This window comes from Intestinibaculum porci, assembly GCF_003925875.1.
In the GTDB taxonomy this organism is placed as follows: Bacteria; Bacillota_I; Bacilli_A; order Erysipelotrichales; family Coprobacillaceae; genus Intestinibaculum; species Intestinibaculum porci.
Genome location: NZ_AP019309.1, coordinates 1,681,723 through 1,705,899 on the forward strand (window position 1 = coordinate 1,681,723; position 24,177 = coordinate 1,705,899).

The following is a 24,177-nucleotide window of genomic DNA, read 5'->3' on the forward strand; positions in this document are numbered from 1 at the left end:
TCTTCACCTACTTAATGATGGCTTCTTTTGTGCCATCCTGTAATTGAATTGTGACCTGATCATTCGTTTTTAAAGCATTGATTGACTCAACCACCGTTTCTTCTTTTTTTACGATCGCATAGCCGCGACTCAAAATCTTTAACGGAGAAACGAGATCAAGCTTTTCTGCTTTCTTTGATAAATCATAGCGGGCACTTTTCATATGAGCCTGCATCGCATAATCCATCTGGCGCACACGCGTTTCGATTTCATGACTATGCGTTGAGACGAACTGTTTTCCAAAGTGGGCCAAATGATCTTTTGCATTATTTAAGCGCATCCATTCATTTTCGTAGAGATGCTCAGGATTTTTCATGATGTAATGATGCAAAGCCCGATCTAAATGTTCACGTTCTAATTTAACGCGCATCATAATCACCTGATTGAGGCGATCACGGTGCATCTGAATATCTTCCCGCATTTCTATTTCATTAGGCGTAGCAGCGACGGCCGCAGCGGTTGGCGTGGCAGCGCGTAAATCGCTGACAAAGTCTACAAGAGTAAAGTCGGTTTCATGACCAACACCGGTAATAATTGGTGTCTTCATCTCATAAATAGCCCGCACTAAAGCTTCTTCATTGAAGTTCCATAAATCTTCAATCGAGCCGCCTCCACGCACTAATAAGACAACCGGAAAGCCGATGCGATCGACGCCTTTTAATGTTGCAATGATATGTTTATAAGCGTCAATGCCCTGCACCGGTACCGGGAAGATAAAAACTTTCGCTACGGGAAAGCGCATATGAATAGTTCGCAAAGTATCCTGCAAAGCTGCGCCAGATTTGGCGCTTAAAACGGCAATAGCCCCAGGATAGTGCGGAATCGCTTTCTTATGTGATTCATCAAAAAGCCCTTCGGCTTGCAGCTTTTTACGTAAAGCTTCAAACTGGGCATAGAGATTACCGATCCCATCCTGCGTCATTTCTGAAACATAAAGCTGATAGACACCGGTTTTTGGATAAACAGAGACATGGGCACGCACTAATACCTTCATCCCATTCTCTGCTTTAAAATCCAATTTTTTCGCACTTGATGCGAACATAATGGCGCTGACGGCCGCATTTTCATCTTTTAATGTGAAATACATATGACCTGATGGATGTGGACGATAATTGGAGATTTCTCCTTTGATGTACACATTCTGCAGGCTCTCATCAGAATCAAATTTGCCTTTAATATACTGATTTAAGCGAAAAACAGTAATATAGTCATTCATTATTCGGCAACCTTATGTAAGACACCATTGATCAGTTTGTATGCATCATCATCACAGAATGCTTTTGCATTTAGAATCGCTTCATTGATGACAATTCTTGGATCTAATTCTGATTCTAATAGTTCGCATGTTCCCACTAAAAGAATAGCTGCTTCCATTTTTCCTAAACGTTCAAAACGCCATCCTTTTTTCAGATACTTATCGATTAAAGCGATATAAGAATCCATATTTTCTAATGTGGTATCAACTAACCATTCACAGAATTCATAACCTGACTGACCAGGATGCAGTGTATCGTCACTGCGGACGAAGTTCATAATATCCTTTTTGCTGGCATCTACCGTTAAATGCTGATAGATCCCAATGATTGCTTTTTCACGCGCAATTTGTCTGATTGATTTTCCCATTTTAAAAGACCTCCACTAGTTAAACATTTTATCACAGTATACAAGAAAATGAAAACAAAGGCAAAAAAGAAAAGCAAGAAATTTCTTGCTTTCTAAAATTCGATATTCACAACAACAATATCGACACTTTTTACCGTGACATTCGTCAGCTCTTTAATGCTGGAAGCGATCCGCTGCTGAATCTCTTTTGTTTTTGAAGAGACATTCACACCGTATTTGATTTTCAGATGTACAGTAATATACACTTCGTTATCTACGATACGGCAGTTTACCAGATCACGTGAGCCGGACATAGAAAAACCTTTCGTCTTATCTAAGCTGACATCTTTGTCTTCGCCAATCACCTGTTTAGTAATGATATCAAAAACCTGAACACTCATTAGGATATCGCCATTGATTGGACTTTCTTTGTAAGTATAATATTCTACATTTGCCATGGTCTAACCCCTTTTCTTCATAAATTAATTGTATAGAAAAATAGCAAAGAATACAAGCTCTTTCATTGATATATAGGCACAAGGATACCTGCGAATTCATTCGCGGGAGGAATTGTGCCATCCTCCTTCTCTATTTAACAGGCATATACCCACCTGCATGAATAATCTTCTCTACTTTCTTAACAGGCACTGACTTCTTGGCGTCTGTCACAACATATGTGCCTTTGTTATGAACGCCCTTGGCCCTATGCTTCTCTCCGCCAATAACAACAGTATCGCCAGGACGCAGTGTATAGTGGCTTCTTCTGATCACGCGTCTGCCTTTCGAAACTTTCCGCTCTCTGAATACGCGAAGGTTCTTCTCGGAGTGTCTTGACTCGCTTCTGGCTGTGCGTCCGCATGACAGCTCTGCACCTTTCTTTGTCTTGCCGTCTCGCGCATCAACGTATTTTGCATCAAAGAATTTTTCAAGGATGCGGTTATTCCGTCTCAGCTTCTGAAAATGCATAAAAGGCGTCCTGCGTCTTGGATGGAATTCTCCCATGGCGTAGGCGTCATTGGCATGCGACTTTTCAAGGTGTAGGACTTTTCTTGCCTCCTGCGTAGCAGCGCCATATGTCATGTGCCATTCTACATCAGGATGGGTGCTTTTCAGCGTTCTGAACATCTGCCATCTGACAGCGTTCATGAAGGCTGCGCCGTTAAACGGCTTCGTCCTAGGCTTCAGGTCGTACAGCTTTCCGCCCGGCTTGTGGTTTGCCGAAGTATGGCATTTTGTGCAGACGGTCAGCAGATTGCTCATGCGGTTCGTATGATCGCCTGTTTCGAAGCCGATATGATGCACTCTCAGAATAGCGCCTTCATCCGCGGTTTCCCCGCACACCTGGCATGTGTAATTGTCTCGATAGAAAACGGCTTTTCTCAGCGTGTTCATGCCGTATCGCGGCCCCTTCTGATAATCATCGCCTTTAAGCACGGTGCCTGTTGCCTCAAACTCATGCATGGCGTGGACGTCAAACGAGCCCATTTCAAACGTGGCTGAGACTATCGGCATGACCTCAAGGAACCGCTCAAAAATACGGATATGCTGATCACGGATGTTTCTCAGCGACGGCGCCAGCCATCCTTCCTTTTTGGAAGCTGTCCGATTATCAAAACGGGGCTTTCTGTAGCGAAGCCTGTTTCTTCTTGCGCGGCGCATTTTCCGACGGTCATCGTGCCGCTTCTTCTCATCCTGAAGCATCTCAAATTGGCAGTCAAAATACTCGTGCTTTTCTGATTTGATGGATACACCAATATGTTTGTATCCTGTATCGCAGCAGTACTCGATCGGCTGCATATTCTCGCTTACGATTCTTGTAAGCATGATCGTGAACGGCTTATACTTAAAGATAACAGCCTTACCGCTTTTCAGCAGCTTTCTTGCACGGTACTCGCTTGTCGGCATCAGCGGCTTTTTATCCGGCGCTACAACGCATACGCTCATGGAAATTCCTCCTTTCCTGTAAAATAATAACGTTTGAATATATAAACTTAATCAGCTGAGCTAAGATTGATGAATAAGTGTGCGCTTACGCACGCCTGCATACGCTTGCCAGAGGCAGTATATATGCAGCTTCTCCCTTTCGGGGTAGTTCCCATCGCCAAGGTTATCCGCAGTTGTGTATGACATGCACACTTCTCCTGCCCGTCAGAGATGTTTAATGCATGCCCGCAGAGCGAGGGACGTGGGAAGAATCCCCAGGTGCCTGTATTTTTGCGGATAACGTAGTGCCTAAGGCACATTAGGCTAATCAGCTAGTACGTATGTACCGACGCCAGTCTTAGGCCTGCGCGAGACAAGCCTGCGACTTTAGTCGCGGGTAGTTGACTCCATAAAATAAGGAATACGAAAAGCCGCGAGATGCGGCTTTAATTTAGGCACGGCCTGAATATTTTCCATCAACAGTGTTGACAACGATAGTCTGACCAGCTTCGATAAATAAAGGTACTTTAAGTTCGAAACCAGTTTCGATTTTCGCATTTTTCATAGCACCAGTTGCAGTATCACCTTTAACAGCCTGTTCTGCTTCGATGACTTTGAATGGGACGTTGACTGGTAAAGCAACACCTAAAACTTCACCTTCGAAAGTTGTTACTTCGACATTATCAGATTCTTTCATGAAGTTCATTTCCCATGTTAAACGATCAGCAGGGATTTCAATCTGATCATAAGTATCATTATCCATGAATACTAACATCCCGCCATTATCGTAAAGATACTGCATTTTTCTCTTTTCGATCTGGGCACGCGCAACTTTTTCTGAGTTACCGAAAGTTGTTTCGGTTGTTGTCCCGGTTCTTAAGTTTTTCATTTTAACACGAATATTTGCGGCAGCTCTTGCTGTTTTATTGTGTGAATATTCTAATACAATGTATAAGTTTCCGTCATACTGGAAAGTCATACCTGGTCTTAAATCACCAACGTTAATCATATTTGTAATATCTCCTTTCAAATAACCGTTACGATTATAACAAACTTCCCCCTTGTTGTAAAAGGGAAATAAGTGGCACAGCGGTATATTTTAGAAATTTTCTTAATTCAAATACTTAAAACTGCGAATTTTTAAGTCCTCGGTATTCATTTCCATATAAGCGCGATAATGCGTCTCTTTTATGTTTATGTCCGCATTAATAATAAAGTAACTGCCCATATCATCCATCGTGTAGCGAATATCCCCCGCTTCGCCATGAATCGTCCCTGATAAAAGGAGATCCTGATCTTCAGTCTTGCGGCAGTAATGACGAAATAAAACTTCCACGACCCGCTCTTGATCCATCATTTTTTCATAGCGATACAACGCACAGGCATTTTTCATCATCACGCCATAAGTCATAATCGTCGTTAACAAAATAAGAAAGATCACTAATACGACCTGTAAAATTGAGCCGTTACGATTTTGCAGGATTTTCAGGCTCTTTCTTTTCTTCATCAGGCTCACTCTCTTTCTCATCCGGCTTACTTTCTTCAAGTTTTGTATAACAATCCCCAATCAGATATGTATACTCCTGGGATTCCCGCGTTACATTCATATAGAGGAAGTCCCCTTTGGTAAAGAAGCGGACATGATCAATATCTGTCATCAGGATTTCATAGCCAGGCTTTTTCACTAAGCGACGCTTATTGTCTAAAAAGACTTGAAAAGTGCCATCATGATAATCTTCATAGGTAAGTGTCTCATCCACACTTTTCACCGTCGCACTCATCAGATAATCCGCTAAAGACTTCGCCCCAGTAGGAATATCCTCGTTATATTTGAGCTCTTTCACGGACGCCGCTTTCATCATTGGGACCACCGATAAAGTAATCATCAAGGTGATCGATAAGGCTAGTAAAAGTTCGATGAGGGTAAAGCCACCTGTTACTTTAAAGCTTTTTCTAACATTGATTTGGCATCTCCTCCTTCATCTCCATAAGATTCTTCATATTGGATCGTCTCCTTTTGCTTTTTCGCAAGGGTTACACTTGTTTTATTGAGCGTTGTCATCAACGAGACAAACATGACTAAGACAACGACGTAAATACTGAAGGCAAAAAGCGCCTCAATCAAGGTTGATCCTTTGGTGTTATTTAACATAAAATGTACCACTTCCAATCTGAAAGACAAAACGATAGGTATGTTTCGGGCCTTCTAAAATAAGTGTTTTCGGTCTTTTGATACGGCCAGAGGTGTTATATGAGAACGTATGCGTCGTTTCAAAGCGATAACCTTTGGCTAATTTGATATGGTGGGAATCATGGCTGTCATAGATATAGATGTCTGTCTCTTCAACATCGATTGTCTGTTTTTCTTTTAACGCACAGGCTTTCATCCGCGCATTTTTAAAGGTGTCACTCAGGAGGCGAACCTCCTGAGTTTCTGGCACCTTCGGCATATGAAACCTGAAGCCTAACGCCGCAAGAATCAAGGTAATAGAGAGGACAAACATCATTTCTAAGAGGGTAAAGCCACGCTTATTATGAAGCATAAGCCTGCCCATCAGAAATAGTGATTTTCTTGTGATTTGGACACGTTGCCTGTTTCTTCGTCAAATAGTTTTTAGAGACCAGCTGTCCGACGGAAGTCGGCAATCTGTTATTCTCAATTTCGTAAAGGACAATTTGGGAATTCACAACTTCCACCTGGGCATCACAGCTCTTATCCTTAACGAGGTTATTCTTCTTCGTTACGAACGGAATGACAAGCAGCAAAATAACAAGGATAACGGAAATACAAAAGATCATTTCAATCAAGGTAAAGGCATGCTCGTTTTTGATTAATTTTTTTACAATTTTCATAGTATGACTCCTTATAAAATGTAAGTTTTAAACATCAGATATCACCAACGATATTCATCATTGGCATAATAATTGAAAAGTAAACAGAAATGACAAATAAGGCTACAAAGCCATAGACACAAGGGACAAAGTATTTGAGAAAACGGGCTAGCACCATCTGAATTTTGGTATAGGTTAAATCGATATAACCTTGCATATTACCAATCTCATCGGGAGAACGTAAATACATATTGTACATTTCACAAAAGAGTGGATCAAAATACTCAAAATGGCTGATGATGTCTTCAAATGACTCCCCTTCCTGAATTCTGGTATAAATCTCATAGATCATAATCTTGATATCACTATCACTCATCTGTTGATTTAAAGTGACGATGATTTCATTGGCATTGATATGATCTGAAAGAAGTTCATTGAAATAGAGACAGAATTTTAATGAGAAGTACGTCTGAAGCGGTTTCCTTAACAGAGGAATTGCCAAATAACGTTCAATAATCAGATACTTCTTGTGTCTTAAAGCGTAGATTAAATAGGAGATACCAGCAATGCTGCCACCCGCCGCTAACATAAAGGCAATCGGCAACAGTTTCATTAAGAAAAAGACGGCAGTGAAAAATAAAGATGTTTCCACCGCAAAGGAATCAAAGAGTGCATGGACCTGGGGAAAGAGTACAAAGGTCACGAATAAAGAAAACATCACTAAAAACGTTAAGAGAATGAGCGGATATGTCAACTGACTGCGCAGCTTTGCCTTTGTTTCTTTAATATGCTTACAGATACGTAAGCTGTTTTTAATCGCATCAGATAAATTAAAACGTAAGGCAAAGAACTCATAGTATTCAAGGAAATCGCGAGGCAGATGATCATCTTTTAAAGCTTCGGGTAACGACATCCCCGCTTTCACTTTTTCCAAAATACTCTCCGCGGCGGGATGATGACTCATACTGTTACAAATAGTTAAGGTTTCTTCAATGCCATAGCCCTGCTCTAATAAGTGATAAAGATTGTCTAAAAAGAAATAATCGTTATTCATCTTCAAGCTCCTCGGCAAACAGTTTGGCATCAAAATGCTTTTCCTCAATCAGATATAAAGCATGTTTCTTAAAATTCGCATAATCAACGTATTGCTCATGTAAGAAAGCACGAATCTCTTTCTTTGTTAAAATTTCTGGTAAAACAATGACTTTCCCATGGACTTTATCGTATTTGATGCGCTGGGCTACAATACCGACACAAACATCTTCTAAATCTGTATCACTCACTCCTAAGTTCAGCATTCTTTTTAAGACTAACGGCGCTGTTGAGGCATGGATGGTTGATAAGACAAGATGTCCTGTTAAAGCGCAGGTAATTGCTAATTGCGCCGTTTGGGCATCACGAATCTCACCGATCATAATGACATCAGGGTCATGGCGTAAGATCTGTTTTAATGAAGAATAATAGTTAATGCCCATATCTTCATGCATCTCAATCTGCAGGCAGTGCTCTTTGATCATTTCAATTGGATCTTCTAATGTGACAATATTCCGGCCCCCTTCTTCAATGATCCGATCCAATATTGAGTATAAGGATGTGCTCTTTCCCGAGCCAGTGGCACCCGCAACCAAGAACAAGCCCTGTCTTTTCTCACAAATGTTTTCTAAAAAAGATGTGAATGTGGGAATATCACTCAGTTTTTCAATCGTGATGCCTTCATGGTTGTTAAGGATACGAATAACAATACTTTCAAATCGTAATCCCGGCAGATAAGATACACGCAAGAAATACGTATGATGATCAAGTTCATAGTGAAAGGCGCCGGTTTGCGGCTGCATCTTATAATTGACATTGATCATCGAACGATATTTCAGGTAGTTCATCAGCTTCGCTCCTAAGGCGCGATCAAAACTTTTGAAAAAAGTTAACTCCCCATAAATACGTAAGCTGATTGTTAACTGCTTTTCATCTAATTTGAAATGTAAGTCGGTTGCTTTATCTTTTAAAGCTTCAAAGATCAGATTTTCAAACAGTTCATCCATAGTTGATCTCCTTTCTGCAGGTTCTCCTGCTTTTACTCTCTATATAGATTAAAGACAGTTTTGGGTGCATTTCTCACAAAAATCAGGTAACTTTTTTAAAAAAATCATCAAAAAAGAGCCCATTTCCAGGCTCTTTAGACAAACACTATTAATTTGTATAAAAAATTATATCTTATTTGTATCAAAAATATCATAAAAGAAGAAGTCGTGACGGCTGATTCCATCATGGCTTCTCTTGTCTATTTCTTATGCTTTGCCTTTTTCTTATGAGAGGTTTTTTTACGAGAAGCTTTTAACGCTTTCTGATAAGCTTTCTTTGCCTTGGCAAGCTGTTTATTGATTTTTTTAATTTTCTTGACTTTGTTATTGGCTTTCGCATAAGCATTTTTAGCGTTTGTAATTGCCTGCATAGCTGCAGTGATGGCAGATTGGTCTGCGACAGTTTGATCATAAGTCGCTTTGGCACTATTGAGAGCTGTCTCATAAGGTGCTACATAACCATTTAGTGCTGTTTCAAATTCATCAACATTCACCTGTGTTCCTGATTCTCTTGCACTATTGAAATCAGCAGCGCTTGTACCCGTAGTTTCATTGATCGTCAATCCTACATAGTCATAATCACCCATACAATTTGTATAATGACCAGTGACACCATTGCCGCCCGCATCATACACTGCTTTTTCTGCTGTATACCAGCCATCTAATGGATCATCTAAGCCCCATGCCAAATTCACTGCCCAAGAAACATGAACAGCTTCAGGACAGTTTCTAAAATAAGTATGATCACCTGTACTATTCCCAATAAAGCCAGAAATACTAGCAAAGACCATCAGATCATAATCAACACCTAAGGCTTTTGAATGAGGAAAGTTACTATCAGTATCACGATCATTATTGAGTTCTCTGATTAAAGTAATATCCCTTTTAAGATTTGTCGTGGCAAGCGTACTCTTCACAGATTCGTCTAAACCATTTACGTAAGCTGCAAGATTGGCATCATTAGCCATGCCCTCTTTAGAATTTTGATAATAATGAACAGATGCTTTACTCATAATGAAATCATAGCCAGCAGCTTCATAAGCGCTAGAAGCAGCATCATAATTTGTCTTAGCATTCGCTACATTTGTATGGTATGCACCAACAGCATTACTATAAGCCTGATTCGCATCATCTACCGCTTTCTTCTTTTGGCTTAAATTCTTCTGGGCATTTTTTAAACTGCCAAGTTTCTTTGCTTGTTTCTTATACTGCATATAAGTCTTTTTGGTGGCTGTTAAGCGTGATGTTTTTGCATAAGTATGACTCATACCCATACCAAAAATAAGCGTCAAAGCCATCATCAATGAAAACAATTTCTTCATCTTCCTATCCCCTTTCTTCTATCTCCATTTTAACATTTTCCCATTACAAATACATTTAAACATAGCAGTGAAAATTAAAAATCGTATTTTAATGTAGAGTTCTGCTTAACTATGATATTATTAAAAAAAGAGCCTATTTAGCCAACGTTATTAAGTTAAGATCACATAATTCATATGCGATCTTTTCTTGTGCATAAATTGAATCAAGCCTGTTAAGTTAACGATGTGTCAGATGCGATACACATCGTCGCTTTCGTTCTTGCATCAAAAAAGCAGAACAATTATTTTGTTCTGGTTCATAAAATATGAACTTTTGTCCACGATGAAACAGGTACCTTTTAACAGGCCCTCCAATATATCCTAATTAGGCTACTCTATAGCTGAAGCAGACAGCGCCTTTTTTAATGATCATCTTTCGGCGGTCAGCACGCCCGGGTCGGACGGGAAGTATATATCTGGCAATTTCCGATTCCGGATCATCAGTATTCATTCCCCGAAAGTAGAGACGGCATATATAAAAGCCCATGGTATAATTGATTTGATAGGTGTGTTTCCTTTTGCCAACATGAATAACGGCTTTTGCCATAATGCGTTCACAGAAATTATACATGACAATGCGGGCAAGAATCTCCTGCCTGATGAATTTCGCTTTTCTGGCATGAAATGACGTCAGCCCGATAGCATATTTGAGTTCGCGAAAGCTCGTTTCAATGCCCCATCTCATAAAGTACATCTTCCTGATGAGTGCAGGTGAAAACACATCTCTTGGAAGAGACGTTGCGATTGTTTCATAGCTGTCATCCGTTATTTTAAAGTGGACAATTCTAACAGGTATTTCACAGGAAGTCTCAAAATCCCATGCAGGCGATTTCAGCTTTGTTCGCTTTCCTCTGCCGGGGATCCATTTTGCTTCTCCGTTTGCAAAGGCATCCTTGTCTGCATTTGTCTGCGTTGTTCTGATTTTCAGGGTGATATCAGCGTCCAGACTAGTCATTGGAAGATCGCGCATTTCCTTCCAGAGATGATCCTTGATTCTGAAAAGATAATCAACATTTTCAATGCGGTTAAGATGCTCAATCAGGTTCATGCCACCATATCCTCTATCACCAATAATGATGACCTGTTCGCTGCTCTTTGTCTTTTCAGCCATCTGCCAGCAGGCTTTCTGCTCATTTGCCTGCGGATTAGGCTGAATAATAACATCAGCATATGTTCTGTTCATGAGATTATAAAGAGCATTGACATGATACTGATTGACGCCGTTTCCAGTGTTAGGCATATAGATGTCGTCAGTATCATAGCCGCTATATGTACATACAGTTCCGTCCACCGCAGGTATGCAAAAGCCTCATCAGATATTTTGTCACGCTGCTGAACAAATGCTGAGGGAGTGACTTCTTTCCCGCCGTTTTTGGCAAAGTCGTAAAGCTCCTTTGTCAGTGAATTGCCGCCGATGCTCATGATAAGAGACACCATCGTGCGGAAATTAAGCGAACGTTCTCTTGTAAAATCATGACCATGATTTTCAGAGAAAAGCTCTGCGTGATCAGCCATGTCATTAATGATGCCGGTTATTTTGTTTTTCATCTGCTTTGAAAATCTGCCCATGCAAAAAGACTCCTTTCTTTTTCTAGGAGTCTCAAAAAATCATACTATTTGTGGAATCGCTGTTGACAGGTGTGCGTGCCAGATGTATAGCGATACCAGATAAGGAGGAAGGCTCCTGATGAAGAGCTGTGACGTAAGATCGCCAAATCAAAGACGTCTCAGCTCTTTTGCTTTTTTTAAATATAAAACTGTATTCTAATATAGAAGTATTGCTTCAAAAGAACAAATTTTCAACAGAAAACGCATATTTAATGGGTGTTTTCTTCATTTTAGGCATCACATTAACATGATGCAAAAACACTATTCTTTCAGATTTCTGAACATGTCGTTTACCGTTTTATTGTGTCTGAAATAGTAGTCAAGTGCGTTTTCTACGATTGCTGTTTTTTGACATTCCGCTTTTGCCGGCCATGCGTTCAAGCTTATCCATGAGAGATGATTTAATCTTTGTATTGAGGTAACATCCATCATTTTTCTTTCTAGCCATTAGTTGTCACATCTATTTCAGAAGCTCGTATTCGAACAGCGTATCAGCAAGATTGTCAATGTAATACTGCTTAAGCAGTTTTTTTATTTCTTTGATAAGGTTATCCATATCACCATATCTGGGACGATTCTTTATTTTGCCGTTTCCAATATCAACCGGGTCCTTCAAATTAATTTCTTCGTCGATCTGATAGAGTCCGTATGTATATTCGGGATTGTAGTTTTCTTTTGGGTGATGCGTCCGTCTTTAATATATTATGATCTGATTTTCGTATAAAAACATCTAGTCAATGACAAGATTCTTTGGCTTTTTAAGCTGCTTCTTTCTGCGGACTTCTGCCTCTTTGCGTGCCATGGAAAGACAGTCAGCAAGTCTGATCGTTCTGATGAACTTCAGAGACCCCGCTTTGATTGGTCTGCAGTACTTCATTAGCGGCGATTTCTTTCCGTATCGTCCGCTTTGATCTCCATACTTTACCTTGCCGTTAAACATGTCAATTTCCTCAGCCACAAAAACGGCTTTCTTTGTAATGCCTGACGTTTTGTTGCGCTTTTCATAGCGTACCGTGTCGCCGATATGAACCGGAGAGACAAGCTTCTGCTTTCTGTATGTGTATGTTCTTCTGGCAGGGATAATTTTCAGCTCGTGGAAATGTCTTCTGCATTCCGCTTCGCTGTGCTTCTGCGCATATCTGCTCATATAGTCATCCAAAGCCGGTTCCTTCTGATCAGTGCGCTTGTGGCGGTTGACAGCGACGACTTTGCCTTTTAGCTTATAGACACGCTGATTGAGCTTTTGAATAATGCTGCCGGATTTCTTCCTGAATCTGCGCATCATGCAGACGGAATCAGTCAGGCAGACGTTATTAGCATTTCGTCCATACAGACTGATCGCATAGCCATCGGTGCAGTGATCCTTCGGAATGCCGTATCTTTTTCTTGCTTCATAAGTGTCGAAGCCCGTGCATGTGTCGTAGACAATGCCTCTGGCATCGCATAACGCACGCATCTGTCTGTCTATTTCAGGCATGGCACTGTTTAATACCGAAATGCAGGTCTTGGGCGTTCCGAACTCCTCCTGAAGACGCTTATCCATATCTCTGTCGCTATGCAGCTTCTGATGGCATTCAGGGCACAGACCGACCAGATTGCCTACGCGATCCGATCCTCCCTTTGCTCTGTGCATGGCATGATGGCAGATGGCGATTTTTTTATCGCAGAAATAACATTTGCCATTCTGACGTGCCCATACGTAATCAGCAGGACTTTTGAAACCGTGCAGAGGTCCATCGGAATATTCCCAGTTTTTGATCTCGACATTGGCAAGCTTCTGAAAGTCAAATGACACCATTTCAATCGTGATATGCGTGACGGGCAAAAACTTCATGACGTTTCTGACGATGCGCATATGCGTCTGAATCAGCTGTCTCGCACTTGGCGTCTGCCATCCTTCATCCCGTCGTCTGTTGGCGATCCTGGCTTCTTTGCCTTTGATCACTTTGTGTGTGACTGGATTTTTACACCCAGGGTACCGAATATCACGGCCGACCGTTTTGCGTGTATGGCGTTCGCCTTTGACAGCGGGTCTGCCGTTTTTCATCTCGGATTTTTTTGCGTGGGCATGGCGCTGTTTCTTCTCACGTCTGTGGCGTCTGCGTGACATGCGATAAGCCCTGCGATCGCTCATGGCTTTCGTAACAGCCTTGTTCTTTGTTTCTACATCAGACAGGAAAACGTTCTCGCCGTTTTCAAGAGAAGCGCCGACGCCAATGTTTTCACGCCCGGTGTCAATGCCGAGATGGATCGGCTGTGTTCTGCCTGGAATATCATATTTCAGCTTAACCACAAACGGATGCGTGCTGATAGGCACTGCCTTGCCTTCCTTAAGAAGGTGGCGGATCCGTCCGGGTCTTCTTGACGGCATGACAGGATTGCCATGTCGGTCAACAACATAGATGTAATGGTTAGATTTGTTTTTCTTTCCGGACATAATAACATATCCTCGCTTTCTTCCTTCCCGCAGGAAGGATAATGCAGTACTCACTCTTTTCCGGAGAAAGGAGCTTTCCTGTTACTGCCTTCGTGAGCTGGGTTTTGCGTCTGGAAAACGCAGAGTTTCACTCCTGGCATGCACTGACAATATCATCATCGGCTGTAGCGCAGAGCCGGCACCTGTGCAGGGGCGCCGGGTGATTCCTTTGATGTTATCCTCACATGCATCAAACTTATTCCATGCATTCTGAATTATGTGAAGAAAAAAAGCCTGTCAATGTTTATAAGTTAGGAGAGCTTAACGACCGAAATCATCAGTTTTCCCTTAACTTAATGACATTGTATTTAGGCTCAATAGCGGTAAAGAGATAAAATCTCTTCATAAGTTTTATTGCCGGCAATGTAGTCTTTAAAGACAATCAATGGATCTTTATTATGGAACATGACACAGATCCCGCAGGCATCACAGTCTGCTTTACAAGCATAAGTGGTTTTAATAAATGCTTCGCGCTCTTCCCTTGAAGACGTCTTAAGTTCTGGTACCATACCATCGCCTCCTTAGCTTTATTGTAGCACAACGGGCTTAAAGCTGCGCGAAATATGCATTCGTTTGGCGTTCCTGATCTAAAGTCGTTGTTCCCATATGCCCAGGATAAACTGTTGCGTCAAATGGTAACTCTTTGAGCACTTTTAAGGAATGCATTAGGGTACTAAGGTTTCCGGTTGGAAAATCGGTCCGCCCGGCAGAGCCTTGAAATAATGTATCACCGGTAAATAAGGCTTTTTCCTGAGGGACATAAAAACAGACATCTCCATCTGTATGACCCGGTGTGTTGATGACTTCAATTGATAGATCTAATAGTTTGAGTTCATCTGGTAAAGTCTTGATCGGGCTCGATAAAGTAAAGGGCGTAAACTGATCAGACAAATTGGTATAACTGTTTTGGGACATATTGATGGCTTCACAAGACGCATAGATCGGACAGTGGTAAGCCTCATAAAGTTCGTCGACAGCGCCGATATGATCAAAATGGGCATGGGTTAATAAAATTGCGATGAGTGGCTTTTGCGTCTTAGAAATAGCCGCTTTAATCTTTGTACATTCAGCGCCGGGATCAACGATAATAACGCCCTGCTCACGCATGATCAGATACGTGTTCTCTTGCATAAAGCCAACGGTTAAATGATCGATCATAATATAAACCTCCTTAGACAAAAAAATAAGCCATATGGCTTATTTCTTTTCTTTATGAACTGTTTTCTTCTGACATCTAGGACAGTATTTTTTGATTTCCTGTCTTTCAGGGTGAGTTCTCTTATTCTTAGTGCCGATGTAGTTTTCTTCGCCACATTCAGTACATTTATAAGTAACGTTTTCTCTCATTATTTCCACCTCCAGTGAATATTGCCTTTACATAATATCATAGACATACGCGAAATGCAAAAACTTTTTTATAAAGTTACGTTGACTGCTTTGTCGTTGTCGCTGCTTTTTCTTTTTTCGCTGGTTTTTGACCACCGTAGCCATACTTTTCAAAGTACTGCGTTAAGGCATACTTGAAGACGCCTGGCGCTGAGTTATTGGCTTTCTGACGTTCAACGATGACCGTGCAGACAATTTCCGGATTCGTTTTCCCGGCATAACCGATGACCATATGATTTGGATAATCGGTTGGATAAGAATAGCTATAATCTTCAGCGGTCCCGGTTTTCGCCCAGACATTGTACTTAAAGCCCGCCATCTGTGATGCTAAAGTTCCGTAGCTGACAACGGCTTTCATCCCTTTTTTGATCTGCGCAAAGGCCGTTTTGTGATCACTGACATCATCCATTACTTGTTTTTTAGCCTGATTTAATGTCACGATTTCACCATCATCATCAACGGTATAAGAGCTCTTATAAAGGTGTGGTTTTAAACGAACACCGCCATTGGCTAAGGTCGTTGCATAAGTTGCTAACTGCACATTCGTATACGTATCATACTGACCGATCGCGAAGTTGAGTAATAACCCTGGATTGGTTCCCTTACCACGGTAGCCTAACGCTTCACCATTAATATCGATACCGGTCTTCACGCCTAAACCAAGTTCACCGGCCCCATTTCTTAATTTCGTAAAGCCAATTGGATTGATTTTTAATGGACGATTATACTGATAATGACCACCAGCTAATTTGATAATAACTTTCATCATCCAGATATTTGATGAATATGCAAAAGCGGAAACTTCGGTTAGGTTTCCGAAACCAGATTTACGCCATGAATGCTTAGTAGCCGTGCCGGCAATCTTTAACCCTTCCGGCCCGTCAGATTCATAGTGGTTTGGTTTAATAACATGATTTTTAAAGGCCGTATAGACAACCGCTGCTTTCATTGTTGAACCAATCAGATAAGCAGAATAGTAGTTACCGGCTGAATAATCAATGATCTTGCCAGTTTTCCGATCCATCTGACGACCGACCATCGCAATAATTTCACCCGTTTTCGGATCTTCTAAGATACAGTAGATATGCTTATTAAAAGGTTCACCGCGATGCGCTTGTAACTGCTTATCGATATAATTAGAAATATTTTTCTGAATATCATAATCAATCGATAACTGAACATTCGCCCCGTTCGTCCCTTCGGAAACCTGTGATACCTGTGGTGTCCCATTTGTTCCGTAAGTTAACTGATACGTTGAAGGCACCCCTTTAAGGATATCTTCATAGGACTGTTCAATTCCTGAAGTCCCGACGCGGGCATCGTTGGTATAATCTAACGCCAACAAACGATCTTTTAAAGTAGCTGGCAGCCCTTGCTTTTTAGTTGTCAGACGGCCTAAGGTCTGATGCATCAGGGAAACGCCAAAGGCCCGTTCCCAGTCACTCGTGACCTGAATTCCTCTTAATAAAGTACTGTTTTCCGCAATGATACTAGCTTCCTTAACAGAGATCCCTTGTAATAACACGGCAGAGCCTGAGGTACACTGTTTGATTGTGGAATACAATTTGTAATACTTGATATCATTATCGGATAATTTCTTTTTCAGGATATCATCACTAATACGTTTTAATTCCAGGTTATAGTACTTCGTTGAGTAATCATCATCACTCTCTAAAGCTTTCTTTTCTGATTTGGTAATTAACGATTCGACATATTTCGGATCCTTCATAATCAGATAATCTTTCTTTTCACGTTTTGTGACCGAAGAGATATCAACTTTACAGTTGGTCGTTAAGAAACGGACAATCGCTTTGATTTCCTGATCCTTAATCCCTTTGACTGAATAATAAGTCGCACAGATGACATTCTTATTATAAACTAACTGTTTATAATTACGGTCGGTGATTTCACCACGAACAGCATCAACATTAAACATGTTGGTGTTATACTGTTCTAATTTCCCATCATAATATTCCGCGTTACGAATTTGGGCATTGAAAAGCCTGATCGCAAAGATGCAGCCAAAGACGACAATGACCCCCATGACGATATAAAAACGCCGAGCGACCAGTTTATCGACCTGGTTACGCATCTGTTCGTTAGACTCTTTCCTGCCTTCAAAACGAATGCGTTTATTTTTAAACATTCTTTTCCACCTCGTTTACGTTTCTTATTATATAGAAGCGCTATAAAATATCAATAAAAAGCGTCTTGATAAGATGAAATGAAGACCACTGGTCTTCATTTTTATTCATCATCAACGGAAAGAATCGCCATAAAAGCTTCCTGTGGAATTTCCACAGAGCCCACGGCTTTCATACGCTTCTTCCCTTCTTTCTGTTTTTCTAACAGTTTCTTCTTACGGCTGATATCCCCTCCGTAACATTTTGCTAAAACGTTCTTACGCACAGCTTTAATGTTCGTACGGGCAATAATCTTGCCGTTAAAAGCGGCCTGGACAGGAATTTCAAACTGCTGCCTTGGAATTAATTCTTTTAATTTGTTGCAGATAATACGGCCACGATCATAGGCGAAGTCTTTGTGTACAATCGTTGAAAGCGCATCGACCACTTCCCCATTTAACATGATATCCATCTTCTGCAGTTTAGACGGACGATAGCCTTCTAATTCATAATCAAAAGAAGCATAACCTTTTGTACATGATTTCAGTTTATCGAAAAAGTCAAAGACAATTTCGGATAATGGGATGGAGTAAATGACATTACGACGGTTATCATCGAGATATTCAATGTCCTGATATTCCCCGCGCTTATTCTGACATAATTCCATAATTGGCCCAATGTATTCTTCTGGCGTCATAATCGATGCTTTGACATAGGGCTCTTCGATCCGTGATAATGTTGTTGGATCAGGCATTTCCGCCGGATTGGCAACTTCCACCATCGTGCCATCGGTTAAATAGGCATGATAAACAACCGATGGAGCTGTAGCGATCAAATCTAAATTGAATTCACGTTCTAATCGCTCTTCAATAACATCCATATGTAATAATCCTAAAAAGCCGCAGCGGAACCCGAAACCTAAAGCCTGAGAGGTTTCTGGTTCAAAGACTAATGAGGAATCGGATAATTCGACTTTTTCTAAGGCTTCGCGTAAATCGCTGTAACGCGCATTATCAACGGGATAAAGCCCGCAGTAAACCATTGGATTCATCTTCTTATAACCAGGCAATGGGGCGCTGGCTGGATTTTCAATGGTCGTTACAGTATCACCGACATGAACATCCTTAATTGTTTTAATAGAAGCGGCGATCCAGCCGACTTCCCCGGTTACTAATTCATCCTGTTTGACTTCATGAGGTGTACGCACCCCTAATTCTGTCACTTCATAGACGGAATCGGTTGCCATAAAGTGAATATGATCACCGACTTTGATCGATCCTTCTTTCACACAGACGATAATAATAACACCGCGATAAGAATCATAATAAGAATCGAAGATCAGCGCCTGAGTGGGATTATTGACGCTGCCTTGAGGGGCTGGGACATTTTTCACGATATCTTCTAAAACATCCTGAACGTTTAACCCGGTTTTTGCGGAGATCCGCGGTGCATCATCAGCGGGTAAGCCAATTTCATCTTCGATTTCATGAATGGTGCGATCAACGTCTGCACTAGGCAAATCCACTTTATTAATAACGGGCAGGATTTCGAGGTCGTTGTCTAAAGCTAAATAGACATTGGCAAGCGTCTGGGCTTCCACGCCCTGTGACGCATCCACAACTAAGACAGCCCCTTCACAGGCTGCCAGGGAACGCGATACTTCATAAGAGAAGTCGACGTGGCCCGGTGTATCGATTAAGTGAAAGAGATAAGTTTTGCCATCTTTCGCCGTATAGTGTAACTGTACGGCATTTAACTTAATGGTAATGCCTCTTTCCCGTTCAAGTTCCATACTGTCTAATAACTGATCTTTCATCTCACGATCGCTGACAGTATGTGTCAGCTGTAAGATGCGATCGGCTAAAGTGCTTTTTCCATGATCGATATGGGCAATGATGGAAAAGTTTCTAATCAGTGATTGATCTATCATATTGTACTCCTACTTTTTCTTTTTCATCAGCTGCTGTAAGTCATAATCTAAAACCTGACAGCTCTCTGCTTTGAGAATAATGGTATTCACATCCTCGGCTTTGTTTAACAAGCGTCCTTTCACTTCTAAAATGGATCCGACCACTGCTTCATCACTAATGCGCCTCGCTAAGCCCGGCCAAAGCAGTACGGGCAGCTTAACATAATTATGTGCAGGATCATATTCATCATAAGGCTTTTTGACCTTCAGATAAATCAAATAATCATTTTGATGGGAAAGACTGCTTGGCATGGAAACTAAAATACCGGTAATAAAAAACTGATTAAACATAGGGTATCACCTCACCCTTAGCTTAAGGTATAAAGTTATCCCCGCAAAGCACCGAGGTCGTTTTTCACGATTTTTTTCTCGTTTTGTCTACTCTTCGATAACGACAAAGGCGACGACGTAATCTTTTTCATGAGAGATCGAGATTTGCGCTTTCTCATCATTGAGATAGGGTGCGCCATCCTCATGATTTAAGATCTCAATATCGTGAAAAGGCTTGCCGCCAATGCCGGTGTGGAGTGCTTTTAAATACGCTTCCTTCCCGGCAAAGCGACCGCCTAAGTATTCTCGCCTTCGTTTATCTGAGCTTAGTTTTTGAAAACAAGCATATTCTTGTGGTGAAAGAATATGCTTGATCAAGGTTTCGTTATCGAGATCGAGTCGACGTAAATCGAGAATATCTGTCCCAATACCTTTAATCATTATTCTTTCTTAAACTTCTTTTCATAAAGGTTCATCAGTTCATCTAAGCTCATATTGTCATCGACTTCATTAATTAAAGAGTCATCCTCTTTTTTAAAGTCTAATTTGAATTTTCCTGTTCTTTCTTCGATGATTTTCATATCATCTTCGGTCTGCTCGGTTAGCGATGCGATATTTTTTAAACGATCTTCCACATTGTTGATGACTTCATCAGGCTTTTGTGGCTTACGCTGTGGTGTTTCTTCTTTTTTCGCATGTTTGTATTCTTTTTTCGCCTTTTTTGGCGCTTCAGTTTTCACCGGTGTTTTTTCTTTAGCCGGCGCTGCCTTGTCCTTCTTAACTTCGCTCGCCTGCTCTTCTTCATCTTCTGGTCCAAAGATTGGGGAGATCACCGGAATCAGTTCATCATTATTCATTTTGAACTTTTTCTTACGATTCGCCTTCTTGCGAATAACTGGCGCTTCTTCTTCCGAAACGGAGACACCGCTCATTGGTGAGATGATCTGTGTCATGACATAGGTATCTTTCGCTGGCGCAGCGGGCGCTTTTTGTTTAGGTTTATTCACTTTTTTCTCTGGCATGCTCTTTGGTTTAGGAGCAGGCGCAGGTTTTGGCTTAGGTTTTGGTTTATTGACCTGTGGTGCGACCTGCTGAGGCGCTTCTTTCACCGTTTCACGAACCGGCTGCTTGATCGCGGGTGCCGGTTTTTTCTCTTCGACTGGCGCCTGATAAGAAACCGGCGTTGACACTTTTTCTTTCCGGCGCTCTTCTAAAATCGGATCAAGGAAATCTTCCTCATCGTCTTCATCATTACCTAATAACCAGTTCTTCAGTTTAGATCCAAAATTATTCTTCATGATATTCTCACCTCATCATTACGCTCTTACATTACTTTACTGAATCGAGGAAGTGCTGCACTTCTTCCTGGGTTTTTCTTAATTTAGACACAAATCTTCCAGTTTCCTTGCCATCTTCATAAGTGATGAAGGAAGGAATCCCTAAAATGCCTAATTCAATACATAAATCTAATAATTCATCACGATCGACTAAATAGAACGTGAATTCTGGGTTCTTTTCAACGACGTCCGCAATATACATCTTCGTATATGTACAATCCGGACACCACGTTGCACTAAACATCACGCAGGCTTTCTGTTTGATCGCCTGTGCGTATTCTTCCACACTATTAATCTTTGTTAAGTGATCCATTTTCTCTCTCCTTATAAATCACATCCGCCCGGTAAATAGGTCCACGCGGTGCGAACTTTCTTTCATATTCGGTTTCAATGTTGTCTTCATAGCCTTCACTATGATGTAAGTCTAAACAGATATCATTAAAATAAAGACCATAATTGGCAAAGGAAGCCAGGGAATATTCAAATAACCCCCGGTTATCTGTTTTTAAGACCAAATGCCCTTCCTCTTTTAATAATATTTTATAAATATCCAGGAAGGTTGGATAAGTTAAACGTCTCTTGGCATGGCGCTTTTTAGGCCATGGATCAGAGAAGTTTAAGAAGATCTGTGCCACTTCTCCAGGGGCAAAAACCTCTGGTAAAACGGTCGCGTCTTCTTTCATATAACGTAAGTTAGGCAAATGCTCTTCAATGCCTTTGTTTAAAGCAATCGCACAAACCGTTGTATATTTTTCAATACCAATAAAGTTAATATCAGGATAACGTCTTGCATTTTCCAGGATAAAGTCTCCCTTGCCCATGCCAATTTCAATAAAAATAGGATGATCATTACCAAAAACGTCATGCCATTTCCCTGCCATATCCTTAGGATTAACAAAGCAGAGATCGCTATGGGCCTGTAAAATATCCAAGGCGTCTGGGTTATTTCTTAATCTCATGTCTACCTCCAAAACTAGAAATCATTATACCATAGTTTTAGGCGCGAGGCTATGGATTTCCTCGGCTGTTAAAGGGCGATAAGAGCCAACTTCTAAGTTAGGATCTAAGGTTAAGCTGCCCATCTTGATACGTTTTAAAAAAAGGACTGGTTTCCCGATTTTCAGGAACATTCTTTTGACCTGATGGAACTTACCTTCCATAATCGTCACATGACAGAGATGTTTTTGCACGTCAATAACTTCTAATGTGGCTGGCAGACAGGTCATATCATCTAAACTCATGCCAGAGGCAAACAAGGCAATATCCTCTTTTGTCACATCGCCATCACAAATCACTTCATAAGTTTTGGGGCAATGCGATTTCGGAGACGTTAACTGATGACCTAAAGCGCCATCATTACTGATAATGAGCAAACCTTCCGTATCGACATCCAAACGGCCGATGGGAAATAAGTCGGTATGCACATCATCAATCAGATCGATAACTGTCGGATAGACATTATCAATCGTTGCCGAAACATAACCTTGCGGCTTATTGAGCATAAAGTAAACTTTTTCCTGGTAATTGACAGCTTCCTCATCAACGGTAATGTGATCCGTTGCCGGATCAACCGGAAAGCGATCTTGTTTAATCACTTCGCCATTCACGGTGACCCGTTTGTCTTTTAATAGCTTTTTTACTTCTTTTCGCGTGCCATAACCGGCATGCGCTAATAGTTTATCAATTCTCATGGTTTTACCTCAATGACTCTCGTTACCTTATGGGTGTATTTTTTATTTGTATAATATGTCAGGCTCATTTGAATAGCGGTCTTACGATAAACCCGACCAGATAAGTCAAAGCCTTTCACATACCCTTTTTTCTTATTAACATATCCAGGAACCATCGTATAGCTTTCTTCATCAAAGATGCCAATACTAGGATGATACTGATCCTTAATGGCTGATGAATAAGCTAACGCCGAGATCTTATACATCTTGATCTTAGGATCATGAACAATCAGATCATAGGTATAGTATTTTCCCATATTACTAAAGACGAGTTTTGTCTCGAAATCCTTAGAATAATCATAAAATGACTTTGTATTTTCTATAATCTTTAATGCTTTTCGATAGTTTTGCAACTGCGTACTTGAAGCGTCGGATGTCTTTTTAGAAGTTGTACATCCACAAAGTACAAATAAGGTTAACAAGAGGATTCCTTTTTTCATAGTACCACCTCGTTTATTATAACATAACATCTCTAATGACTAAAGCTTATTTATTGATTTCACTTAAGGGCAAATACGTTTTATGATAAGCAAAAAGAAGTGCCGAAGCACCTCTTTCTTACTATTTGATTTCAATCGCAAAGTCGCAGCTGAAGCTTTCGCCCTTCTTTAATGTGACAATGCTTTCTTTGTCTTTAAATTCACCATGAAAGTCAACATAATCCGTATGACCTACCCATGGTTCAATCGCCAACAGACCACCGGTATGTTTGCTTGTCCATAAACCTAAATGATCAAAGCCATGCATATGGAATGTCAGCACTTTATCATTCACTAATGATTTTAAAGAAACAGATTCACTCTTGAAATGCGGAATGACAATCGCATCGCTGTTGAAAAGTGCCTGACGGATAAAGAAGCGACGTTCATTTTCAAAGAATGGTTTCGTTTCATGACTCATTCCGCCACGCGCTGGATAAATCACTTTCTGACTCAGCGTTTCGTTTTCTGAGAACTCGATATAGTAATCATTGGCTGCTTCCCCTTCTAAAAATGGGCAGGTAAAAGCGGGATGACCGCCAATCTGGAAATAGATATGATCTTCTTTGTTGTTTTCTACTTTGAAAGCCGCTTTTAAGCTGTTGCCAGCTAATGTATAAGTGACATATAAATCAAAAGCGTAAGGATACATCTTTTTCGTTTCTTCACTGTCACTTAAGTGGAAGATGACATGGGTATCATCACTTTCGACAATCTCATAAGTGCTGTTACGAGAAAAACCATGCTGATTCATTTCATAAGTGTGGCCCTCAATGACTGTCTTGCCATCTTTTAAGGCTCCGACAATCGGAAATAAGACCGGTGCACTATGGCCCCATAAAGCCGGATCCTGTTTCCACATATAATTGATCCCATCCTGCTTACCAATCAGTTTCGCAATTTCCGCACCTTTAGGATCTAAGTGTGCTTCTAAATAATCATTGTGTAATGTAATCATCTTTGT

Annotated in this window: 29 protein-coding genes; all 29 read right to left on the reverse strand. The window is 40.9% G+C overall.

Annotated features, from left to right (window positions below; genetic code table 11):
* Window positions 1-7 precede the first annotated feature (7 nt).
* Window positions 8-1,255 carry an exodeoxyribonuclease VII large subunit gene (gene xseA / locus SG0102_RS08080; RefSeq protein WP_231999760.1) on the reverse strand — a complete coding sequence of 416 codons (1,248 nt, stop codon included), beginning with the start codon at window positions 1,253-1,255 and terminating at the stop codon, window positions 8-10.
* The gene (gene nusB, locus SG0102_RS08085; RefSeq protein ID WP_125119473.1) at window positions 1,255-1,662 is read right to left on the reverse strand and encodes a transcription antitermination factor NusB; all 408 of its coding nucleotides are present in this window, start codon (window positions 1,660-1,662) and stop codon (window positions 1,255-1,257) included. Before nusB ends, xseA begins: the two co-directional genes overlap by 1 nt.
* A 92-nt stretch (window positions 1,663-1,754) precedes the next feature.
* Complete coding sequence (locus SG0102_RS08090; RefSeq protein ID WP_125119474.1) at window positions 1,755-2,099, reverse strand: Asp23/Gls24 family envelope stress response protein; 345 nt, start codon at window positions 2,097-2,099, stop codon at window positions 1,755-1,757.
* A 130-nt stretch (window positions 2,100-2,229) separates the two neighbouring features.
* Complete coding sequence (gene iscB / locus SG0102_RS08095; protein ID WP_125119475.1) at window positions 2,230-3,585, reverse strand: RNA-guided endonuclease IscB; 1,356 nt, start codon at window positions 3,583-3,585, stop codon at window positions 2,230-2,232.
* A 430-nt stretch (window positions 3,586-4,015) separates the two neighbouring features.
* Window positions 4,016-4,573 carry an elongation factor P gene (efp, locus tag SG0102_RS08100; RefSeq protein WP_125119476.1) on the reverse strand — a complete coding sequence of 186 codons (558 nt, stop codon included), beginning with the start codon at window positions 4,571-4,573 and terminating at the stop codon, window positions 4,016-4,018.
* A gap of 102 nt (window positions 4,574-4,675) precedes the next feature.
* On the reverse strand, window positions 4,676-5,071 hold the full coding sequence (locus SG0102_RS08105; RefSeq protein WP_125119477.1) for a hypothetical protein: 396 nt from the start codon (window positions 5,069-5,071) through the stop codon (window positions 4,676-4,678).
* Window positions 5,031-5,450: a ComGF family competence protein gene (locus SG0102_RS08110; protein ID WP_125119478.1), complete on the reverse strand. Its 420-nt coding sequence runs from the start codon at window positions 5,448-5,450 to the stop codon at window positions 5,031-5,033. Before SG0102_RS08110 ends, SG0102_RS08105 begins: the two co-directional genes overlap by 41 nt.
* Window positions 5,451-5,500: 50 nt before the next feature.
* Window positions 5,501-5,716, reverse strand: coding sequence for a hypothetical protein (locus tag SG0102_RS08115; RefSeq protein ID WP_125119479.1), 216 nt, complete (start codon window positions 5,714-5,716; stop codon window positions 5,501-5,503).
* The gene (locus SG0102_RS08120) at window positions 5,706-6,107 is read right to left on the reverse strand and encodes a type II secretion system protein (protein ID WP_157983005.1); all 402 of its coding nucleotides are present in this window, start codon (window positions 6,105-6,107) and stop codon (window positions 5,706-5,708) included. Before SG0102_RS08120 ends, SG0102_RS08115 begins: the two co-directional genes overlap by 11 nt.
* Window positions 6,097-6,417, reverse strand: a complete 321-nt coding sequence (gene comGC / locus SG0102_RS08125) for a competence type IV pilus major pilin ComGC (protein WP_125119481.1) — start codon at window positions 6,415-6,417, stop codon at window positions 6,097-6,099. The genes SG0102_RS08120 and comGC overlap by 11 nt, the downstream gene beginning before the upstream one ends.
* A gap of 34 nt (window positions 6,418-6,451) precedes the next feature.
* Entirely contained in the window at window positions 6,452-7,450 is a 999-nt protein-coding gene (locus SG0102_RS08130; RefSeq protein ID WP_125119482.1) for a type II secretion system F family protein, read from the reverse strand.
* The gene (locus tag SG0102_RS08135) at window positions 7,443-8,435 is read right to left on the reverse strand and encodes an ATPase, T2SS/T4P/T4SS family (protein WP_125119483.1); all 993 of its coding nucleotides are present in this window, start codon (window positions 8,433-8,435) and stop codon (window positions 7,443-7,445) included. The genes SG0102_RS08130 and SG0102_RS08135 overlap by 8 nt, the downstream gene beginning before the upstream one ends.
* Before the next feature lie 239 nt (window positions 8,436-8,674).
* Window positions 8,675-9,796, reverse strand: coding sequence for a hypothetical protein (locus SG0102_RS08140; RefSeq protein ID WP_125119484.1), 1,122 nt, complete (start codon window positions 9,794-9,796; stop codon window positions 8,675-8,677).
* A 364-nt stretch (window positions 9,797-10,160) separates the two neighbouring features.
* On the reverse strand, window positions 10,161-11,075 hold the full coding sequence (locus SG0102_RS08145; protein ID WP_231999762.1) for a transposase: 915 nt from the start codon (window positions 11,073-11,075) through the stop codon (window positions 10,161-10,163).
* Window positions 11,015-11,404 carry a hypothetical protein gene (locus SG0102_RS15465; RefSeq protein ID WP_162300193.1) on the reverse strand — a complete coding sequence of 130 codons (390 nt, stop codon included), beginning with the start codon at window positions 11,402-11,404 and terminating at the stop codon, window positions 11,015-11,017. The genes SG0102_RS08145 and SG0102_RS15465 overlap by 61 nt, the downstream gene beginning before the upstream one ends.
* Before the next feature lie 769 nt (window positions 11,405-12,173).
* Window positions 12,174-13,934 carry an RRXRR domain-containing protein gene (locus SG0102_RS08150; RefSeq protein WP_125119486.1) on the reverse strand — a complete coding sequence of 587 codons (1,761 nt, stop codon included), beginning with the start codon at window positions 13,932-13,934 and terminating at the stop codon, window positions 12,174-12,176.
* 299 nt (window positions 13,935-14,233) lie between these two features.
* Window positions 14,234-14,428: a hypothetical protein gene (locus tag SG0102_RS08155; RefSeq protein ID WP_125119487.1), complete on the reverse strand. Its 195-nt coding sequence runs from the start codon at window positions 14,426-14,428 to the stop codon at window positions 14,234-14,236.
* Window positions 14,429-14,465: 37 nt separating this feature from the next.
* Entirely contained in the window at window positions 14,466-15,077 is a 612-nt protein-coding gene (locus SG0102_RS08160) for an MBL fold metallo-hydrolase (RefSeq protein WP_125119488.1), read from the reverse strand.
* Window positions 15,078-15,116: 39 nt separating this feature from the next.
* Window positions 15,117-15,266 (reverse strand): 50S ribosomal protein L33, encoded by a 150-nt coding sequence (gene rpmG / locus SG0102_RS08165; protein ID WP_125119489.1) that lies wholly within the window; start codon window positions 15,264-15,266, stop codon window positions 15,117-15,119.
* Between the two features lie 76 nt (window positions 15,267-15,342).
* Window positions 15,343-17,451, reverse strand: a complete 2,109-nt coding sequence (locus SG0102_RS08170) for a peptidoglycan D,D-transpeptidase FtsI family protein (protein WP_125119490.1) — start codon at window positions 17,449-17,451, stop codon at window positions 15,343-15,345.
* A gap of 101 nt (window positions 17,452-17,552) precedes the next feature.
* Window positions 17,553-19,358: a translation elongation factor 4 gene (gene lepA, locus SG0102_RS08175; protein ID WP_125119491.1), complete on the reverse strand. Its 1,806-nt coding sequence runs from the start codon at window positions 19,356-19,358 to the stop codon at window positions 17,553-17,555.
* Window positions 19,359-19,367: 9 nt separating this feature from the next.
* A complete protein-coding gene (locus SG0102_RS08180; RefSeq protein ID WP_125119492.1) occupies window positions 19,368-19,688 on the reverse strand; it encodes a hypothetical protein in 321 nt (106 codons plus the stop codon).
* 87 nt (window positions 19,689-19,775) lie between these two features.
* Complete coding sequence (gene acpS / locus SG0102_RS08185) at window positions 19,776-20,108, reverse strand: holo-ACP synthase (RefSeq protein WP_179951162.1); 333 nt, start codon at window positions 20,106-20,108, stop codon at window positions 19,776-19,778.
* Window positions 20,108-20,965, reverse strand: a complete 858-nt coding sequence (locus SG0102_RS15695; protein ID WP_231999763.1) for a hypothetical protein — start codon at window positions 20,963-20,965, stop codon at window positions 20,108-20,110. The genes acpS and SG0102_RS15695 overlap by 1 nt, the downstream gene beginning before the upstream one ends.
* Window positions 20,966-20,996: 31 nt before the next feature.
* Window positions 20,997-21,317, reverse strand: coding sequence for a thioredoxin family protein (locus tag SG0102_RS08195; RefSeq protein WP_125119493.1), 321 nt, complete (start codon window positions 21,315-21,317; stop codon window positions 20,997-20,999).
* Window positions 21,295-21,963 carry a tRNA (guanosine(46)-N7)-methyltransferase TrmB gene (gene trmB / locus SG0102_RS08200; protein ID WP_125119494.1) on the reverse strand — a complete coding sequence of 223 codons (669 nt, stop codon included), beginning with the start codon at window positions 21,961-21,963 and terminating at the stop codon, window positions 21,295-21,297. Before trmB ends, SG0102_RS08195 begins: the two co-directional genes overlap by 23 nt.
* A 24-nt stretch (window positions 21,964-21,987) precedes the next feature.
* The gene (locus SG0102_RS08205; RefSeq protein WP_125119495.1) at window positions 21,988-22,695 is read right to left on the reverse strand and encodes a pseudouridine synthase; all 708 of its coding nucleotides are present in this window, start codon (window positions 22,693-22,695) and stop codon (window positions 21,988-21,990) included.
* Entirely contained in the window at window positions 22,692-23,174 is a 483-nt protein-coding gene (locus SG0102_RS08210) for a hypothetical protein (RefSeq protein WP_125119496.1), read from the reverse strand. Before SG0102_RS08210 ends, SG0102_RS08205 begins: the two co-directional genes overlap by 4 nt.
* Before the next feature lie 121 nt (window positions 23,175-23,295).
* Entirely contained in the window at window positions 23,296-24,171 is an 876-nt protein-coding gene (locus SG0102_RS08215; RefSeq protein WP_125119497.1) for an aldose 1-epimerase family protein, read from the reverse strand.
* Between the last annotated feature and the right edge of the window lie 6 nt (window positions 24,172-24,177).

Excerpts from the sequence above, each read along its gene's own strand:
- SG0102_RS08115 (WP_125119479.1), bottom strand. The coding sequence starts at position 5,716 with ATGTTAAATAACACCAAAGGATCAACCTTGATTGAGGCGCTTTTTGCC.
- SG0102_RS08195 (WP_125119493.1), bottom strand. The coding sequence starts at position 21,317 with ATGGATCACTTAACAAAGATTAATAGTGTGGAAGAATACGCACAGGCG.
- xseA (WP_231999760.1), bottom strand. The coding sequence starts at position 1,255 with ATGAATGACTATATTACTGTTTTTCGCTTAAATCAGTATATTAAAGGC.
- SG0102_RS08155 (WP_125119487.1), bottom strand. The coding sequence starts at position 14,428 with ATGGTACCAGAACTTAAGACGTCTTCAAGGGAAGAGCGCGAAGCATTT.
- acpS (WP_179951162.1), bottom strand. The coding sequence starts at position 20,108 with ATGATTAAAGGTATTGGGACAGATATTCTCGATTTACGTCGACTCGAT.
- comGC (WP_125119481.1), bottom strand. The coding sequence starts at position 6,417 with ATGAAAATTGTAAAAAAATTAATCAAAAACGAGCATGCCTTTACCTTG.
- SG0102_RS08140 (WP_125119484.1), bottom strand. The coding sequence starts at position 9,796 with ATGAAGAAATTGTTTTCATTGATGATGGCTTTGACGCTTATTTTTGGT.
- SG0102_RS08120 (WP_157983005.1), bottom strand. The coding sequence starts at position 6,107 with ATGCTTCATAATAAGCGTGGCTTTACCCTCTTAGAAATGATGTTTGTC.
- SG0102_RS08170 (WP_125119490.1), bottom strand. The coding sequence starts at position 17,451 with ATGTTTAAAAATAAACGCATTCGTTTTGAAGGCAGGAAAGAGTCTAAC.
- SG0102_RS15695 (WP_231999763.1), bottom strand. The coding sequence starts at position 20,965 with ATGAAGAATAATTTTGGATCTAAACTGAAGAACTGGTTATTAGGTAAT.
- SG0102_RS15465 (WP_162300193.1), bottom strand. The coding sequence starts at position 11,404 with ATGGGCAGATTTTCAAAGCAGATGAAAAACAAAATAACCGGCATCATT.
- SG0102_RS08145 (WP_231999762.1), bottom strand. The coding sequence starts at position 11,075 with ATGCCTAACACTGGAAACGGCGTCAATCAGTATCATGTCAATGCTCTT.
- trmB (WP_125119494.1), bottom strand. The coding sequence starts at position 21,963 with ATGAGATTAAGAAATAACCCAGACGCCTTGGATATTTTACAGGCCCAT.
- SG0102_RS08210 (WP_125119496.1), bottom strand. The coding sequence starts at position 23,174 with ATGAAAAAAGGAATCCTCTTGTTAACCTTATTTGTACTTTGTGGATGT.
- SG0102_RS08110 (WP_125119478.1), bottom strand. The coding sequence starts at position 5,450 with ATGATTACTTTATCGGTGGTCCCAATGATGAAAGCGGCGTCCGTGAAA.
- SG0102_RS08090 (WP_125119474.1), bottom strand. The coding sequence starts at position 2,099 with ATGGCAAATGTAGAATATTATACTTACAAAGAAAGTCCAATCAATGGC.
- SG0102_RS08215 (WP_125119497.1), bottom strand. The coding sequence starts at position 24,171 with ATGATTACATTACACAATGATTATTTAGAAGCACACTTAGATCCTAAA.
- SG0102_RS08105 (WP_125119477.1), bottom strand. The coding sequence starts at position 5,071 with ATGAAGAAAAGAAAGAGCCTGAAAATCCTGCAAAATCGTAACGGCTCA.
- rpmG (WP_125119489.1), bottom strand. The coding sequence starts at position 15,266 with ATGAGAGAAAACGTTACTTATAAATGTACTGAATGTGGCGAAGAAAAC.
- SG0102_RS08130 (WP_125119482.1), bottom strand. The coding sequence starts at position 7,450 with ATGAATAACGATTATTTCTTTTTAGACAATCTTTATCACTTATTAGAG.
- iscB (WP_125119475.1), bottom strand. The coding sequence starts at position 3,585 with ATGAGCGTATGCGTTGTAGCGCCGGATAAAAAGCCGCTGATGCCGACA.
- nusB (WP_125119473.1), bottom strand. The coding sequence starts at position 1,662 with ATGGGAAAATCAATCAGACAAATTGCGCGTGAAAAAGCAATCATTGGG.
- SG0102_RS08160 (WP_125119488.1), bottom strand. The coding sequence starts at position 15,077 with ATGATCGATCATTTAACCGTTGGCTTTATGCAAGAGAACACGTATCTG.
- SG0102_RS08180 (WP_125119492.1), bottom strand. The coding sequence starts at position 19,688 with ATGTTTAATCAGTTTTTTATTACCGGTATTTTAGTTTCCATGCCAAGC.
- lepA (WP_125119491.1), bottom strand. The coding sequence starts at position 19,358 with ATGATAGATCAATCACTGATTAGAAACTTTTCCATCATTGCCCATATC.
- efp (WP_125119476.1), bottom strand. The coding sequence starts at position 4,573 with ATGATTAACGTTGGTGATTTAAGACCAGGTATGACTTTCCAGTATGAC.
- SG0102_RS08135 (WP_125119483.1), bottom strand. The coding sequence starts at position 8,435 with ATGGATGAACTGTTTGAAAATCTGATCTTTGAAGCTTTAAAAGATAAA.
- SG0102_RS08205 (WP_125119495.1), bottom strand. The coding sequence starts at position 22,695 with ATGAGAATTGATAAACTATTAGCGCATGCCGGTTATGGCACGCGAAAA.